Consider the following 16,879-nt stretch of genomic DNA (forward strand, 5'->3'; position numbering starts at 1 on the left):
TATCCAGGAATCGGTGACCAAGTCACTGGTACCTGAACACTGGTCACTGGTTAGTGTAAATGGCACGTTACCAAGTGATCCTAACCTACGAGGGCGCCGGGTTTGCCGGAAGCCAGCGGCAGGCGAACATCCGAACCGTGCAGGGCGAACTGGAAGATGCGCTTCGCAAACTCGGATGGACGGGAAGCTCCGTTCTCCTTGCAGGGAGGACTGACACTGGTGTCCATGCGATGGGACAGGTGGCGGCGTTCGATTTCGATGATTGGACGCATACGGCGGAGAAGTTGCTGCTGGCTCTTAATGCCAAACTCTCCGCCGACCTTGCCGTGAAAAAAGCAAAAGTTGTGAGCGCAAATTTTCATCCCCGCTTCGATGCGCTCTCGCGGACATATCGATACCGTCTGTTCATTGATCCGATCCGCGACCCGCTGCGTGAACGACTTGCCTGGCGGTTGAACTTTGCGGTGGACGCCGAAAGCCTCAAACGAACGGCGGAAATCTTCCTCGGTACGCATGATTTTGCCTCCTTTGGCTCGCCGACCTCTGAAAAGGGGACGACACTGCGCACGGTGACAAAATCCGAGTGGAGAAAAAAGCCGGATGGCGAGTGGCGGTACGAGGTCCGGGCGGACGCGTTCCTGTATCGCATGGTAAGAAGACTTGTATTCGTCCAGGTCGCCGCATCGCAGGGAAGATGTTCGGTGAAGGAGATCCGACTTGCCCTCAAGGGACAGGCGAGACTCCCAGCCGGGCTGGCTCCCGCGAATGGACTGACATTGGTGAATGTGGAATATGGATCACTTCATGATTAACTGGCGTTCTCTAACGCCAGAGGACGCGCAAGAGAGCGCATTCTACTCAAGAATTAAGAAACGGAGAGACGAAAGTGCAACAGAAGACGTACTATCCGAAAGCCGCTGAGATTCAGCGCGAATGGGTTTTGGTGGACGCACAGGGTAAGAACCTTGGGCGCCTTGCCGCACGCATCGCGCACATCCTGCTTGGAAAGCACAAACCATCCTTTACGCCCGGCGTGGAAATGGGCGATTACGTGGTGGTGGTCAACGCTCAGAATGTGACTGTGACCGGCACCAAGACAAGATCGCGCCTGGTTTCCAAGTATTATCACCGCGTTTCGGGTTACCCCGGCGGAATTAAAAGCATCTCCCTGCGGGACCAGCTCGCCACTTATCCTGATCGCGCTTTGCGTGAAGCGGTTTGGGGCATGCTTCCGCATAACCGCATGGGGCGCGCCGTGCTCAAGCGCCTGAAGGTTTACGGCGGAGCAGAGCATCCGCACAGCGCGCAAAAACTCAAGGCTTTGGAATAAAAAGGTAGGAAGAAATTATGGCACAGTATTTCGAAGGTATCGGACGCCGGAAGGAAAGCACCGCCCGCGTGCGCGTTTCGGCTGGCAGCGGCAAGTTCACTGTGAACGAAAAGGAAGGCAATGTATTCTTCTCCCGCTACGGCGATGTGCAGGATATTTTGCGTCCTTTCGGTGCGGTGGGCGAAGCAGCCGCCAAGTACGATGTAACCGTGGTGGTCAGCGGCGGCGGCGTGGCGGGTCAGACCGAAGCGGTGCGCCTCGGCGTGGCTCGCGCCCTGCAGGGAATGAACACAGATTGGACCGCCGCCCTGCGTAAAAAAGGACTGCTTACCCGCGACGCCCGCATCAAGGAACGCAAGAAGCCGGGTCTCAAGAAAGCCCGCAAGGCGCCGACCTACACCAAGCGTTAAAATATCTCCATTCAGACACACGAAATGGTGTAATTGGTAATTCGTCGATGCGAATTACCAATTACGTTTTTAAGGAGCCGGCATGGACTTTACTCAGGTATCCGCCATTTTTAAGACGCTTCGCCTCACCCCGCCCTCGAAGTTGACCCTGCTTAATGGGGCGGAATTTACCCTGCGGCATTATCCTCCCACCCCGCCCGATGTGGATACGTTAATCGTGGAGATCGATTCGAGAGAATTGCTTGAACAGGTGAAGGTGGTGTTGCGGGCGGTGTATCCTGCGGGGCATGCGGTAAAAGTAGTTGAATCTTTCGATGCCGCTCGGGGCAAAAGTAAAAAATGGAAAAGGGAAAAGTTGGGCGATCTTGCTGTTGGAGATGATTCATTTCCCCTTTCACTTTTCATTCCCGCTCTTCCCGAAGGGACTTCGTTCGAGGCGTTTGCGGAGATCACCGCCCACCTGCGCGCGCCAGATGGCTGCCCATGGGATAAGGAGCAGACCCACCAGACCCTTCGCAAACACCTGCTCGAAGAATCGTATGAATCCCTCTCTGCGTTGGATGCCAACGATGTGGACGCTATGCGCGAAGAATTTGGAGACCTGTTATTACAGATCGTCCTGAACTCGCAGATCGCCTATGAAGCCGAAGAATTTAATTTCACTGAAGTTGTCAAGCATATCTACGATAAGATCGTGCGTCGTCATCCTCATGTGTTCGGGGATTTGAAACTGTATGGAGTGGAGGGGGTGTTGCAGAATTGGGAGAAATTGAAGGAAAAGGAAAGAGGAGAGAAGAAAGAGGATAAGGGAATTTTGGATGGAGTGCCTGCGGCATTGCCTGCATTGAGTCAGGCACAGGAATACCAGGAACGTGCTGCGCGAGTGGGATTCGACTGGCCCGAGATAGAAGGTGTGCTGGAAAAGATCCGCGAAGAGATCGAGGAGATCAAAACCGCAAATAACCCGGAACAGGTCAAATCTGAGTTGGGCGACCTGTTCTTCGTGCTGGTCAATTTAGCCCGCTGGCGCGACGTAGATGCCGAATCCGCGCTGAGGGAGGCGAACATCAAATTCAAGAAGCGCTTTGCTTATGTGGAGAAGTCCGCGAAGGAACAGGGGCGGAATTTAACCGATATGTCGCTGGAGGAGATGGATTTCCATTGGAATGAAGCCAAGCGGATGGGGTTGTAATCCCGTGAATGGGCGTCTGATCTCCGAAAATTTTGTATAATCCTGCCCTGGTCGAATTCAGCACGACATTCTTTTGCTCAAGGAGTTATGAATCATGCGCATCAATTTCGCCATGTGGCGTAAAGCCTCCTGGCAGTTGATCAAAATGGACGACAAGAAGGAGTGGGATGCCCTCGACGTCGTTTCCAAATGGTTGATTGCCACCCGTTCAGCTGTGACGCTGGTCACGGTTTATTCCTGCGTCATTGCGGGAATCCTCGCCGCCCGCGACGGCTACTTCTCGCTGTCTTCATGGGTGCCCTTCCTGATCGTCACCCTTGGCCTGTTCATCGCCCACGGCACGAACAACCTCCTCAACGATTACACAGACTTCAATCGCGGAGTCGACAGGGACAACTACTTCCGCACCCAATATGGTGTGCATCCCCTCGTCCAAAAATTCTGGGATAACAGAACCTCCATCCGCTGGTTCGTTGCAAGCGGGATCCTTGCCTCGCTGGCAGGCCTGTACGCGCTTTTTTACACCAGTTTCAGCGCCGTCACCATCTGGCTCTTCGCGTTCGGCGCCGTGGTATTGCTCGCTTATACCTATCCTTTCAAATATTGGGGACTGGGCGAGTTTGCCATCTTCCTGATCTGGGGACCGATCATGATCGCAGGTGTGTACTTTGTGATTTCCGGCTTTTGGAATTGGAATGTTGTCTTGGCGGGTATTCCGTTCGGGTTGAGCGTTGCCAGTATCAACGTTGCCAAACATATCGACAAACACGACGACGATAAAGCCAGGGGTGTCGGCACGTTTCCCGTCCGCGTGGGTGAGGCGGCTGCCCGTCGTGTGGACCAAATTGCGATCACCTTGATCTATCTGGTAATTCTTTATTTAGGGCTTGATGGTTATTTCACCCCTGCCATGTTGATCGTATTCCTGGCATACAAGGAAGCCCTGACGGTCCTGAATGTTCTCAAAAATCCCAAACCGGCGCAAGCCCCTGAAGGCTGGCCCGCCTGGCCCGTGTGGTTCTCTGGCTTTGCGTTCCAGCACAACCGCAAGTTTGGCGGCTATCTCATCCTCGGTCTCATCATCGACGCGTTATTGAAAGGCCTCCTGCCGAATTTCTGGCCCGGCTTGTTCTAATTCGTAAAGTGGAACATAATAGGCTTCTGTCTTTGAGCCTTTAATGATTTACATATCACGGATATCGAGTTCTTCGATCTCGAGCCATTCTTCGTTCCCTTCCAAAACCCCAAAGGAAATTTTCCCTTCCGGCGTAAACGCTGCGAATTGGTTGTCGATCCAGATGACGAGTCCGAGGGGAGGATGCGGACTTACAGGCGACTCGAACACCTGAACATCGTCCACATACCAGGCGACGCGCCTCTGACTCCACTCGAGTCGATAGCTGTGCCATTGAGTGACGTCCACCCCGAGAGCGGATGAATCTTCGTCGATGACTTTGCTTAGTAATCTCCTTGTCGCTTTTGTCGAGAAGGGTAGGGTGATCCCAGCAGTAATCAACAGCGGGTGAAATTTGGGGGAGCGAAAACTTTGCGCCAGGAATCCCTGCGCGGGTTTATCGCTGAACGAAAGATGATTCTCCTCTGACGCTCCAAAAAACCAAACAGCATTGGGCAATGTCGGCAGGCGAAGGCGGTTCCCGCCGAAGCCAAGCGACGCGCCGAAGGGATCGTTCCAGGCGCCGAAGCCCCAGGTCCCGGGGAGGGAATGGCTTGAGACTCTGGCTCTCAGGCTCAACGTTAAAGAATGATGCGGGAATTTCCTCCGGGCCAGACCAAAGTAGTCATCGATCTGCGCGAATCGATAGGAAGATGAATCCCCGGCGGGAATCTTCAACACGTATCCCTTTTCTGTTTTCTCAATCGAAGCGCCTGGAGTCGTTCTCGATTTCATCATTCAACATTCAACCTTTTTTGTTCACCAGCCAGATACCCAAAATAATGATCGCGCCGCCGATGAGCGTAATGGCGGTTATGGCTTCGTTGATCATGAAAGAGGCGAGGAGGGTGGTCACCAGCGGTTCGATGTTGAAAAAGGCTCCCAATTGCGAAGCGGGAATTTCCTGCAACGCGTCGTAGAATGCAATGTACGCCAGGCCCGATCCGAACACGCCAAGCAAGATGATCGCACTCCAGCCCGATGAAGCGAGATTCGCAACTTCACTCAACCCGGGACCGAACCCGAAGATCCAAATGTTGATGAAAAGCCAGCCGAGCAGCATGACGAAGAACATCATCCGCGCCGCGGGATGACGCGCCAGTTCGCGCCGCGAAAGGATGGTATATACCGCCCAGTTGACAGAACTGATCAGAATGAGCAGATCGCCGAATGTGCCTTCTTCGCCCGTGAAGAGGGCACTGAAATTCCCCTTGCTGACGATCAGCAGGACGCCAAAAGCGGCGAGAATGATTCCGATGATCTGTAATCCGTTCAATCGTTCCTTGAGCGCCAGCCAGCCCAGGATGGCAATGAAGACCGGGGTGGTCGCCACGATCCATGCAGTGGTGGTCGCTTTGGCGGTTTGAAGCCCGGTTGCTTGCAGCCACTGGTGGAAGGTCACGCCCAGAAAACCGAGCATTGCGAAATACAACCACTCGCTTTTTTCAGGCAGGGCGAACTGTTTTCGGAAGGCGACCGTCGCGCCGAGGATGAGCGTGCCCATGGCGAATCTCAACCACACGATGGTGGCGGGAGAGACATCGCGCAGGGCGATCTTGGTGGCGATAAAGGTCGCGCCCCAAACGATGACAGTGAACAGCGCCTCAAGGTACGGGAGAGCTTTCGTTTTGGGCATGAGGCGGATTATATCAGTCGGGTATAATACCTTCCCGGAGGCACTGCTGAATGGAAATCACTTGGTACGGACATTCCTGTTTTAGACTGACAGAACGCAACTACGCAACCGTCGTCACCGACCCGTTCGATCACAAGGCGGTGGGGTACGATGCGCTCAAACTCAAGGCGGATATCGTCACCGTCAGCCACGATGCGCCCGGTCACGCCAATTTGGATGCGGTCAAGGGAACCGAGCACGTCATCGACGGCGCGGGCGAATTCGAGATCGGCGGCGTTTTCATCACAGCGGTCCAGACCGCGGGCGGAGGGAAAAAGGCAAAGGACAAATCCCGCAATACGCTTTATGTATTCGATTATGAAGGCATCACTGTGGCGCATCTCGGCGACATGCAGGAAGTCCCCACTCAAAACGAAGTCGAAGCCTTGGGGACGGTGAACGTGCTCCTCATCCCGGTCGGAGGCGGGAGCAGTCTCAACGCCGCCAAAGCCGCCGAAGTTGTCAGCGTCATCGAGCCGAATCTCGTCGTACCCATGCATTATTCCACCAACGACGCGAAGATCAAACTGGAACCGCTGGGTAAATTTCTCAAGGAGATGGGGTTGGGCAAGATCGAGCCGCAGCCATCCTTGAAAGCCACGCGTTCGTCCCTGCCCGAGGAGACGAAGGTGGTCGTGCTCGATTATCAGCAGGGCTGACATGCCAGTCAAAGTCATCATGACCTGGGACATCGCCGCGGAACGCGACCAGGAATATTTCGAGTTCATCATCGGCGAATTCGTGCCGGGCGTACAGCGGCTCGGGTTGCAGCCCGCCGAAGCCTGGGCGACTCTCTATGGCTCGTATCCGCAGATCCAGGTGGGCTTGCTTGCGAGCGATGCGCCCGAAGCGCGCCGCGTGCTTGCCTCTGCTGAGTGGGGCTTGTTGCAGGATCGTTTATTCGGCTACGTTAAGAATTATTCATATAAAGTCGTCCCCGCCCGCGCGGGGTTTCAATTCTAGCCATGTCATTGCGAGGTGCCCGGAGGGCGACGACTTGTGCCGCGACGTGGTAAGCAATCTCACAATTAATAGAAGATTGCTTCGGGCAGGCGCCCTCGCAATAACATAACGTTATGCAAACCAAATTCACCAACCTCCTGCCGTGGTATTTTTTCGCCGCGGCATTTCAATCCCTCCTCGCCATCTCCGCCCTCCTGCGTATTCCCTCCGAAGGCATGTCCCTTGCGCGCCTTGCCCTGCTCGCGGTCATGGTTGTTTTTTTTATTTCCGGGATCGGATTGGGATCTTATTCACGCCGGAACTTGGTTCGCTTCGAGCGGTTTATCACCACGCCCGCACTTATTTCCTCCGCGCTTCTTTCCCTCGCTTTCGGCTTGACTCTGTTCCTCTTCCGTTATCTGGACCCCGGGCGGCTCCTGCCATACTACGAACGGATCGCTCCTCTCCTCTGGCTTCTCTTCTTCCTCACCCTCGAAGCGACCTTTCTCATCCTCCTCATCAAAAACGGATTTCATCCGCAAGCATTATCCAATCTTAGATCTCTTTCTCTCCCCCTCCTCACTGCTTACTGTTTACTGATCACTCTATTTCTATTCATTTCAGTCACAAAAATCGGTATCACTCCCGACACCGCTTACTGGGGTGAACCCGGCGTCGCCATTATGGGCTGGCATTTCACCCTTGCTTTGCTTATCGGTCTTTTCATTTTCACTCTTTCCACATTCCACTTTCCAACTTTTATTCATATTTCATCTTTCATCCTTCCTATTTCCCTCTATCTCCTCGCATCCATCCTCTGGCTCTCCGTCCCTCTTTCCACCCTTGCCAGCAGCTTCTACTCTCCCATCTCCCCGCCGACGAATGTTCCCCTGCCATATTCCGACGCCGGTTTTTACGACTTCACGGCTCAAAGTTTGCAGATCGGTTCAGGCTACTTTGGCGGGATCCCTCCGCGCCCGCTCTATGTGACCTTCCTTGCGATCATGCATTTTCTTTTCGGGCAGAATTATCCCGCCATCATCGCCGCACAAGTTCTCGTTCTTGCTTTGTTTCCCGTCGCTTTGTATTTCCTCGGCAAGAAAATCAACTCTCCCGCCGCCGGCGTGATTATCGCCCTGTTTGCCATCTTCCGCGAATACACATCGTTATGGATCGCTTCGAATACCCGCGTGGTAAATTCAAAGACTTTCACCACCGACTTCCCGACTGCATTCGCTATGGTCTTGATCTGCCTCGTCGTGCTCTGGTGGCTGGAGCGCCGCGACCTCCGCTCGACGATGATCGCTGGCGGGGCGTTTGGGTTGTTCCTGCTTTTCCGCACACAATCCATCCTGACTTTGCCGTTCTTGTTTCTGCTTGTCCTCTTCGTGATGAAGTTCAAATGGAGTGAGTGGACCAAGTCCAGCATTATTTTCGCCGCGGCGATGTTTCTGACCGTTATGCCGTGGTTGACTCATAACTATACCGTCGCCGGTAAATTCTCCTTTGACGACCCCAATCAGGTCGGCATCATCTTCAACCAATACTCGTTCGACGCCAAAGCCACCCCGGCGGGTTTCGACCCCGCGAAGGAAAGCGTCCGCGAACGCATCATCTCCTTCACGCTCGAGAATCCCGGCTATGTGGCGAATTTCATCGCCTCGCACTTCCTCAATACCGAGATCGGCGGCTTGTTGACCCTTCCGCTCGTCAAGCCGTTCAACGGTTTCCAGGAACCGATCAATCTCTACTGGGTCGAATGGGATGGGAATCTCGAATGGTATAACGTAATCCTCGTTTTGATTTACCTGCTTGTGATTGCATTGGGTTTGGTTGCGGCATGGAAGAGGCTAGGCTGGCTCTCTCTCGTTCCCCTTGCCTTCAATTTGGGCTATGCCCTCTCGAACGGCATAGCCCGTTTCTCAAGCTGGCGTTACAACCTCCCCGTGGATTGGGTGGTTTATTTCTACTTTGGTATTGGCATCATCGAAATCTTTAGTGCAGTCGCCCAATTATTCGGCGCGAGATCACAGCCAATCACCGATTACCAATCCTTCGATTACACTCAGGGCAAACCTCCAATCTACGATCATCTCCCGTCTCCAATCTCGAATCACGGATCACGCATTACGCCACCCGCGCGCCTGATTTCCACTTACCTTTTACCAATCACCCTTTTTATTTTCATCGGCTCTCTCCCCTGGCTGGCAAAAGGATTTGCGGAACCGCGATACACGTCCGCGCAAAGTGAATTGATCGCCAGACTCGAATCGAACAATTACAACAGATCGGAAATCGAATCCTTCCTCACCCAGCCAGACGCTGTTTTGCTTGAAGGCAGGCTTCTCTATCCGCGCAAGTATACGAGGGGCGAAGGGCTTTCCTCCGCGAATCCCTGGCCTGCATATGAAGCGAAGGATTTTCCACGCATCGGCTTTTTGCTGATCAATTCCGGTCACCAGAACTTGATCTTTCCCACCAGGGAAATGCTCGATTTCAAACAAGGCGCAGATGCCACTGTTCTGGCTTGCTCGGATAACGATCTGCTCACCGTCCGCGTGATTGCTTTCGATGCTTCATCCTTTCAAAGCGCGCCACTCACCGACCCCTGTCCCTGATTCCTGGTCACTGATCACCGGTGACTGTTTTCTTAATATGCCCCGTCTCTCAACAAAGCTCCTCGCCTGGTACGACTCGCAAAAACGCAGCCTGCCCTGGCGTGACCATCCTGATCCATATGCGGTCTGGGTCTCTGAGATCATGTGCCAGCAGACCCGCGTAGAGACGGTCATTCCGTATTTCGAAAAATGGATGAAGCAATTTCCCACCGTGAAGGCTTTGGCGTCCGCTTCCGAGCGGGACATCCTCAATGCATGGGAAGGTCTCGGGTATTATAGCCGCGCGCGAAACTTGCATAAAGCCGCGAAGATAGTCGTTGAAAAATTCGGCGGGAAACTCCCGCGCAGTTTGGACGATTTGATAAGCCTGCCAGGGATCGGTCGGTACACCGTCGGCGCGATTGCTTCGCTTGCATTCAGAATGGACGAGCCGACTCTGGATGGCAATATTCGGCGAGTTTTTTCCCGTCTCTTCGATGTGGAAGAATATGCCGATTCGCCAGAGGGTGAGAAAATTCTCTGGGAACTTGCAGCGAAGAATTTACCCAAAGGCAGGGCGGGCGATTACAACCAGGCGCTGATGGACTTGGGCGCGATGGTCTGCCTGCCGAAAAATCCGCGCTGTTTGTTATGTCCGTTGTTGACGTTATGTAAGGCGCGGGAAAATGGAACGCAGGAATTACGTCCGGTGATGAAACCGAAGAAGCAAATCCCAACTTACATCCATGCGGCGGCTGTGATCGTGGAGCGGGGGAGGGTCCTGCTCAGTCAACGCCCGCGGGATGGTTTATTGGGCGGGATGTGGGAATTCCCAAACGCGAGGATAGTGGGCGACCCGGTTAAGGAATTGGTCAGAGCCTTGAAAGGCGCGACCGGAATCAAAGTCCGGAAAAAAGAGGCGATAGGTTTCGTCCAACATGCGTATAGCCATTTTAAAGTGATAGCCCATCCATTCTTGTGTTCGAAGGTTGAAGTCCCCAAAGATAAAAATCTAAAATGGGTCAAATTGAAAGATTTGGAAGATTACCCGATGGGGAAAGTGGATCGACAAATTGCAAAAAAAATTGTAGGACAGGCATAAACCTGTCCTACTTTGCTATGACTTGCTCAATGTGACGAAAACCATCGGTCTGCGTTTGGTTTGCTGGTGCAGGTAACTCTTGACCGTATTGATGATGTCCTTTTCATCGTCGAAGCCGTCATTGTGGACAGTGCGCATGATGAGTCTGCGTACATCGGGTATCAGGGATTCGGCGTCTTCGGGGGAGACAAAGCCGCGCGTGACGATCTCGGGTTCGTGGAGCAGGCGGCCGTTCTTCCTGTCGATGCTGATATCGATGAGCATGATGCCGCTTCGCGCGAGTTGACTGCGCTCCTTCATCACGTCGTGGTCGATGTCGCCGATGGATTCCCCGGTGACGAAGACGTAATCGCCGGGGATGCGCTCGCCGAGCATGACCTTTTTACCGACCAATTCCACAACCTGCCCGTTTTCGGCAACGACAGTGTTTTCCGCGTCGATGCCCATTTGCTGGGCAAGTTCGGCGTGACGTTTTAACATGCGCAACTCGCCGTGGATTGGCAGGAAGTTTTTGGGACGCACAAGGTTGATCAGCAGTTTTTGCTCTTCCTGTGCGGCATGACCAGAGACGTGAATCGGCGCGACGCTGTCGTCAACGACCTTTACGCCGCGGCGCAGCAGCCGGTTGATGGTCTTGCTGATGGTCTCTTCATTGCCGGGGATTGGATGAGACGAAAGCACGATCGTGTCGTTTGGTTTGAGGTCGAACTGTCGGTTTGTTCCCGCCGAGAGCCGCCCTACAATGGACGACGGTTCTCCCTGCGAGCCGGTACACATGAGGACCACTTTGTGATCCTGCATGTTCAATGCCTGTTCGATGGGTACGATGAGTTCATCGGGGATATCAAGATACTTCATTTTTCGGGCGATCTTGACGTTATCCACCATGCTGGGTCCTGCCAGCGCCATCTTGCGTCCTTGTTTGGCGGCGGCGTCGGCGACCTGCTGTACGCGCGAAATGAGCGAGGCGAAGGTAGCGACGATCACCCGCCCTTTGGCTTCGTTGAAGACCTTGTCGAAGGCGGGACCGATGACCAATTCGGACGGAGTCCAGCCGGGGCGCTCCGCATTGGTCGAATCGGAAAGTAACAAGTCCACGCCGCGATTCGAGAACTCGGAGAGTTTGGCAAAATCGGTGGGCCAGCCGTCCACGGGAGTCTGGTCGAACTTGAAGTCACTCATGTGGATGACGAGTCCCGCCGAGGTGGTGATGCCGATGCCGACCGCGTCGGGGATCGAGTGGTTGACGTGGAAATATTCCAGGGTGAACGGACCGATGCGCGTCGAATCCCCGGCGTTGATGGTCTTCATCTGCACTTTGTGTTGAGCGCCATTGCGATGCAGTTTCGCCTCGATCAATCCGCGGGTGAGCGGGGTGGCATAAACCGGGACGGGGATGTCTTCGGTGAAGTGCTGTACCGCGCCGATGTGGTCTTCGTGTCCATGTGTGATGAACAATCCCAGCACTTGGTTGGATTTTTTCTTTAAATACTCGTAATCCGGGATGATGTAATCCACGCCCAGCATGTCGTTTTTCGGGAACATGATGCCTGCGTCAACTACGATGATGTCGCTGCCGTACTCGTACGCCATCATGTTCTTTCCCACTTCGCCCAAGCCCCCGAGCGGGATGATTCTTAATTTATTTTTTTTACTCATGGTATTTTTCTGTATTCCTCACAGATTTCAAATTTTAGTAAACCGCCTATGCGGTTAAGGTCTAGGTTGGCGCCGATACGCCCCATGGAATTACGCAAGGGGAATAACCCTCAAAATTCTCATTAGTTTGTATCAGCAGGTTGGTAAAAGGTCTTTTCCCTCAAACAAAAAGACCTTCGCTGACTTGCTCGCGAAGATCGGTGCCGGTAAAACACGATTGTTCTCAAACAAACTGCCAAATTCGGCAGAAAAAGTCAACTAAACGTGCGTAGTATAGCAGGGCTGGCGAGATTTGTCAAAGCGGGTTTCCGGTGTGTTAGCCCTTGCGGTATTTCCTCTGTCTATCCATCAGGATGTTGACCTGCAATTGCTTGTCATGGATGAGTTTTTTGATCTCGCCCTGTTTGGATTCATCAACTTCATCCTCGAGCCTCAGTTGTTCTTTTAGAACTGCTATCTCCTGCAATAACTCCACCTCCTGCGAGGCGATGCCTGCATTCTTCAACGCCGATAGGGCAACTCGCAGTTCCTCCGGGGTCTCGAAGTAGGCGTCGAGGTCGATCGGCTTCCCTTTTCCTTTGAGATTATCGAACTCGCCGCGTTCCTGCGCTTCTTTGATGGCGGCTTCAACGGCTTTTTCGAAGCTCATATACAGCATTATACCCCCGCTTGTAATTCAAAATTGACAACCCTCGCCCTGTCCTGATAAACTCGTCAGATGGACATAGACTTCGACCTCTACCGTTACGAAGTTCGCATCTCGTCCGACCCGCTCGTGCGGCTTTCCGCCATAGACGTTTCCCCGGCGAGTCCCAAACGCACCATCGTCTTCATCCACGGCTTTGGCGGCAAGGCGGAGCAGTGGCATTACCAGATGCAGAAATTCGCGATGGATAATCGCGTGGTCACTTTCGATCTGCGCGGACATGGACTCTCCGACAAGCCCTCGACCGGCTACGATATGCCGCGCATCCAGCTGGACCTGGAAACTGTCCTGACCCAGTTGAAAGTATCCCCGCCTTTTGTTTTGGTCGGCCACTCCTTCGGCGGTGCGGTCGTCACCGATTATGCGCTCAATCATCCGGATCACATCGAAAGGTTGATTCTCATCGCCACGGCGGGCGAGTTCAAGCTGAGTCCGCTTTTCAGATTGGGGCTGGCGCTGCCATCGATAATTCTCCGGTTGATCGGTCCCTTTACGCGAAAGTGGCTGCATGCCCCGCCGCACGCTTTGCGCGAGTTCTATAATAACAACATGTCCGGCTGGCGCGGATGGGATAAATTCACAAAAATAACCGTACCAACCCTTGTCATCCGCGGGCATCGCGACATCGTCTTCGACCGTCCATTGTTCGAAAAAGTGGCCGGGTCCATTCCCGGTGCAGACGATGTCGATATCGGAGTATCCGGTCACATGGTCATGCTCGAGAGGCGCGAGGCAGTGGACCGGGCGATCGTGACCTTTCTCAAAGGTGAGTCGAAAAAATCGTGGCGGGATAAATCCTTTATCCTCCCAAAGACACAGCGCGACGATCTAAAGAGCGAGCGGAAGTGGCTTGCAAATTACGAGGAGGGCGTGCCCTACACAGTGGATGTGCCGCGGATTCCCGTCCAGCATCTTCTGCGTTCTGCCGTGAGGCGTTTCCCGAACAATCCGGCGGTCTTTTTTGAAGGCGCGAAATTGACCTATCGGGCATTGAATCATGAGGTCAATCGTTTTGCGAATGCGTTACTCTCCCTGGGAATCGGTAAAGGCGCAAGAGTTGTCCTGCTTATGCCGAACATCCCGCAGATGGTCATCGCTTTTTATGGAACGCTCAAAGCGGGCTGCGCGGCGGTCTTGATCCCGCCCATGACCGAGCCGGAGGAGTTGATCCGTCAGGTCAAAGAGTCGGATGCGAGTGTTCTGGTGACCATGTCCATATGGGCGGGGCTGGCAAAACAGATACGAGACGGCGCGGGCGTTCCGCATCTCGTGTTGACCGACCCCGGGCAATATCTGTCCCTGCCGAAATATCTTATCTCGCGCTGGCGCAATCGCGGTTTGGACCTTGTCAACGCGCTGCACTGGAACCGCTGGCTTTCGCAACAGGATACGAAATCGCCGATGGTGGACGTCAGGCCGGATGACATGGCGGTGATAATATATACCGGCGGGACCACGGCTCAATCGAAAGGCGTGATGCTGTCCCATCGCAACCTCGTCGCGAACGCGTTGCAGACGCGCCACTGGCTTCCGGATGCGAAAGAGGGAAGGGAACGGTTGCTGTGCGTCGTGCCGTTCTTTCATAGTTACGGCTTGACTACAGCCATGAACGTGCCGGTCTCGCTGGGCGCGGCGTTGATCCTTAAGCCTCAATTCAAAACGCTGGACGTGTTGAAATCCATCAAGAAATACAAACCCACGATCTTTCCCGGCTCGCCGAGCATGTATGTTGCCATCAATAACTTCCCCGGCGTGCGCAAATACGGCATCGCTTCGATAAAAGCCTGCATCAGCGGTTCCGCGCCATTGCCTGTCGAAGTGCAGGAAGCATTCGAAAAACTTACCAAAGGCAAGCTGGTGGAAGGATATGGCTTGACCGAGGCTTCGCCCGTCACACACGCCAACCCAATGGGAAAGAAACGCAGGCTCGGCACGATCGGGGTTCCATTGCCATCCACCGAGGCGGCTATCGTCGATCTAAGATCCGGACGCAAAGAAGTGGAACAGGGACAGATCGGCGAACTCGCCGTGCGGGGTCCACAGGTGATGATGGGCTATTGGAAGAACGAGTCAGCCACGAAGGAAGTCATCATGGACGACGGCTGGTTGTTGACCGGCGATGTGGCGCAAATGGACGAGGACGGCTTCTGCCGCATCATCGCCCGCAAAGCTGATATGTGGTATCCCGAAAAAGCCGGCAAGGAACCCGCCTTCCCGCGCGACGTGGAGGAAGTGATCTACGAAATCCCGCAGGTGAAGGAAACGGTTGTCGTGGCGGTGGCGGGGCATCCCTTTGCATTTGTCATTGCGGGCAGGGAAAAGCCGAGCGCCGAGTCCGTGATCGCCTATTGCAAGAGGCGCCTGCCCCCGCACCTCGTTCCGCGCTTCGTCATCTTCATGGACGAATTTCCGCGCACGTTCATTGGCAAAGTGTTGCGGCGTGAACTGGCAAAACGGTACGGCAAACAGATCGCCAGCGAATGATTCACCCTTCATTAATTTAGTCACGGTATGATGAATCTCCGGATGCCGCAAATCGAGAAGCGCGGCATCTTTTCAGGTCATAAAACGAGCAAAGCATGAATGTAAAAATAACCAGTGTTGAATATAGAAAATTGCCGCTCCCGAACGGGAACAAGGTGAATTATGTGCATCAAGGGAATGGGGAACCGGTGATCCTGATCCACGGACTGGCGGCGTCATTGCACGATTGGGACGATCTGCTGCCCGAGTTGGAGCGGGCCGGTTATGCCGGTTATGCCCTCGACCTTCTCGGTCACGGCGAGAGCGAAAAGCCCGTCCTCACCGGCGATTACTCCGTCGAAAATGCGTACGCCGATTTTGCCGAATGGCTGGATTTGCTGGACTTTCGCGATCCGTTGATCCTGATCGGTCATTCTCTCGGTGCGGGCATCTCGATGATGTACGCGCAGCGAAACCCGGAGCGGGTGCGCGCGCTGGTGATCGTCAACCCATTCTATTCGATGAAGCAGCTGCCCCCGGTCTTGCAGAGGGTCTTTCGCAAGCAGCTCATCAACACCGCTTTGATCGACCGCACGCCATACCGGGTTTTTCGCTTTATTGTGGATATGACGAGTTTCAATTTTTATCTTGGCCATCGCGAGACTCACATCCTGCCGGAACATATCCGATATCAAACCGCGCTGGATTACAAACGCGCCTCTTCCGGGATTTACAACATGCCGCGCACGCTTCCCTCCTCAGACGCAGGCCTTTCAAGCATCCATCAACCGACTCTCCTCTTGTGGGGTGGGCGCGATCAAACGCTTGCGCCTGAATCGTTTCCAAGATTGGCGGAGGAATTGCCGAATGTTGTGAAAGCAAAACAGTTTCCCATATGCGGTCATGTCCCGCATCAATGCCACCCGGGCGAATTTAACCCGGTGGTCATGGAGTTTTTGCGTCAGGTCTGACGGTGGATGTCTCCCAAGGGCGAATGTTAACAGGGGAATTGAGTCGATTTTTTAAGATTGCAAAAACATAAGTACCACTTGCAAATGGCGGGGCTCGGTGCTAAAATGCCGCCACATTTAGCCATATATACGGGGATGCAGTGCTGGAACGCCCATATCTGGCTAATTCATTTGTTCTAATAATGGAGCCAGTTTCAGATGCGTTGCCCGTATTGCAAACATCATGACTCGAAGGTGCTGGACACCTCTCACGACAGTCACGGGGGGATCCGCCGCCGCCGCGAATGCCTGAAATGCCGCCAGCGTTTCAGCAGTTATGAACGCCCAATCCTTGCCACGCCGCTCATCATCAAACAGGATGGCAACCGCGAAGAGTTCGACCGCGAGAAGATGGCGCGCGGCATCCGCATTTCCTGCGCGAAGCGGCCCGTTTCCGCCGCCGATATAGAGCGCATGATCGGGCAGGTGGAAGTGAAGTTGACCAAAATGGGCAAGGCTGAGGTTTCTTCCCGTGTTGTCGGCGACCTCGTGATGGAAACACTGAAGGAAGTTGACCAGATCGCGTACATCCGGTATGCGATCGTTTACCTTGGGCTGGACGATCTCCAGTCCATTCGAAAAGAAATAGACCACCTTCTCGTCGACTAATTCCGGGCAA

16 protein-coding genes are annotated in these 16,879 nt (G+C 54.0%); 12 read left to right on the top strand and 4 right to left on the bottom strand.

From position 1 onward, the window contains the following. Positions 1–59 precede the first annotated feature (59 nt). The 5 genes from truA to HS100_14200 all read left to right on the top strand — a co-directional run bounded on the left by truA (position 60) and on the right by HS100_14200 (position 4,067). Positions 60–812, top strand: coding sequence for a tRNA pseudouridine(38-40) synthase TruA (gene truA / locus HS100_14180; GenBank protein MBE7435058.1), 753 nt, complete (start codon positions 60–62; stop codon positions 810–812). Between the two features lie 74 nt (positions 813–886). After that, a complete protein-coding gene (rplM, locus tag HS100_14185; GenBank protein MBE7435059.1) occupies positions 887–1,330 on the top strand; it encodes a 50S ribosomal protein L13 in 444 nt (147 codons plus the stop codon). A gap of 17 nt (positions 1,331–1,347) precedes the next feature. Further along, positions 1,348–1,740, top strand: a complete 393-nt coding sequence (gene rpsI, locus HS100_14190) for a 30S ribosomal protein S9 (GenBank protein ID MBE7435060.1) — start codon at positions 1,348–1,350, stop codon at positions 1,738–1,740. An 82-nt stretch (positions 1,741–1,822) separates the two neighbouring features. Then, positions 1,823–2,932, top strand: coding sequence for a nucleoside triphosphate pyrophosphohydrolase (gene mazG / locus HS100_14195; protein ID MBE7435061.1), 1,110 nt, complete (start codon positions 1,823–1,825; stop codon positions 2,930–2,932). Between the two features lie 94 nt (positions 2,933–3,026). After that, positions 3,027–4,067, top strand: coding sequence for a prenyltransferase (locus HS100_14200; protein ID MBE7435062.1), 1,041 nt, complete (start codon positions 3,027–3,029; stop codon positions 4,065–4,067). Positions 4,068–4,115: 48 nt separating this feature from the next. Here HS100_14200 and HS100_14205 read toward each other — a convergent pair whose 3' ends face one another. Both HS100_14205 and HS100_14210 read right to left on the bottom strand, forming a co-directional pair. Beyond that, positions 4,116–4,844, bottom strand: coding sequence for a family 16 glycosylhydrolase (locus HS100_14205; GenBank protein ID MBE7435063.1), 729 nt, complete (start codon positions 4,842–4,844; stop codon positions 4,116–4,118). Between the two features lie 7 nt (positions 4,845–4,851). Further along, complete coding sequence (locus tag HS100_14210) at positions 4,852–5,742, bottom strand: DMT family transporter (GenBank protein MBE7435064.1); 891 nt, start codon at positions 5,740–5,742, stop codon at positions 4,852–4,854. A 50-nt stretch (positions 5,743–5,792) separates the two neighbouring features. Between HS100_14210 and HS100_14215 the strand changes: the two genes are divergently transcribed. From HS100_14215 to mutY, 4 genes are all read left to right on the top strand, one after another. Next, entirely contained in the window at positions 5,793–6,440 is a 648-nt protein-coding gene (locus HS100_14215) for an MBL fold metallo-hydrolase (protein MBE7435065.1), read from the top strand. Position 6,441: 1 nt separating this feature from the next. Continuing rightward, complete coding sequence (locus HS100_14220) at positions 6,442–6,744, top strand: hypothetical protein (protein ID MBE7435066.1); 303 nt, start codon at positions 6,442–6,444, stop codon at positions 6,742–6,744. A gap of 113 nt (positions 6,745–6,857) precedes the next feature. Beyond that, complete coding sequence (locus HS100_14225; protein MBE7435067.1) at positions 6,858–9,341, top strand: glycosyltransferase family 39 protein; 2,484 nt, start codon at positions 6,858–6,860, stop codon at positions 9,339–9,341. A 37-nt stretch (positions 9,342–9,378) separates the two neighbouring features. Then, complete coding sequence (mutY, locus tag HS100_14230; GenBank protein MBE7435068.1) at positions 9,379–10,422, top strand: A/G-specific adenine glycosylase; 1,044 nt, start codon at positions 9,379–9,381, stop codon at positions 10,420–10,422. A gap of 15 nt (positions 10,423–10,437) precedes the next feature. On the opposite strand, the gene HS100_14235 is transcribed toward mutY, so the two are convergent. After that, positions 10,438–12,081, bottom strand: a complete 1,644-nt coding sequence (locus tag HS100_14235; GenBank protein MBE7435069.1) for a ribonuclease J — start codon at positions 12,079–12,081, stop codon at positions 10,438–10,440. 316 nt (positions 12,082–12,397) lie between these two features. Then, positions 12,398–12,730, bottom strand: a complete 333-nt coding sequence (locus HS100_14240) for a DUF1992 domain-containing protein (GenBank protein MBE7435070.1) — start codon at positions 12,728–12,730, stop codon at positions 12,398–12,400. Positions 12,731–12,799: 69 nt separating this feature from the next. Here HS100_14240 and HS100_14245 point away from each other — a divergent pair, with 69 nt between their 5' ends. From HS100_14245 to nrdR, 3 genes are all read left to right on the top strand, one after another. Next, positions 12,800–15,271 carry an alpha/beta fold hydrolase gene (locus HS100_14245; protein ID MBE7435071.1) on the top strand — a complete coding sequence of 824 codons (2,472 nt, stop codon included), beginning with the start codon at positions 12,800–12,802 and terminating at the stop codon, positions 15,269–15,271. 95 nt (positions 15,272–15,366) lie between these two features. Further along, on the top strand, positions 15,367–16,221 hold the full coding sequence (locus HS100_14250; protein MBE7435072.1) for an alpha/beta hydrolase: 855 nt from the start codon (positions 15,367–15,369) through the stop codon (positions 16,219–16,221). A 198-nt stretch (positions 16,222–16,419) separates the two neighbouring features. After that, positions 16,420–16,869, top strand: coding sequence for a transcriptional repressor NrdR (gene nrdR, locus HS100_14255; protein MBE7435073.1), 450 nt, complete (start codon positions 16,420–16,422; stop codon positions 16,867–16,869). The last annotated feature ends 10 nt before the right edge of the window (positions 16,870–16,879 follow it).

The sequence above is a fragment of the Anaerolineales bacterium genome (assembly GCA_015075725.1).
In the GTDB taxonomy this organism is placed as follows: Bacteria; Chloroflexota; Anaerolineae; order Anaerolineales; family Villigracilaceae; genus Villigracilis.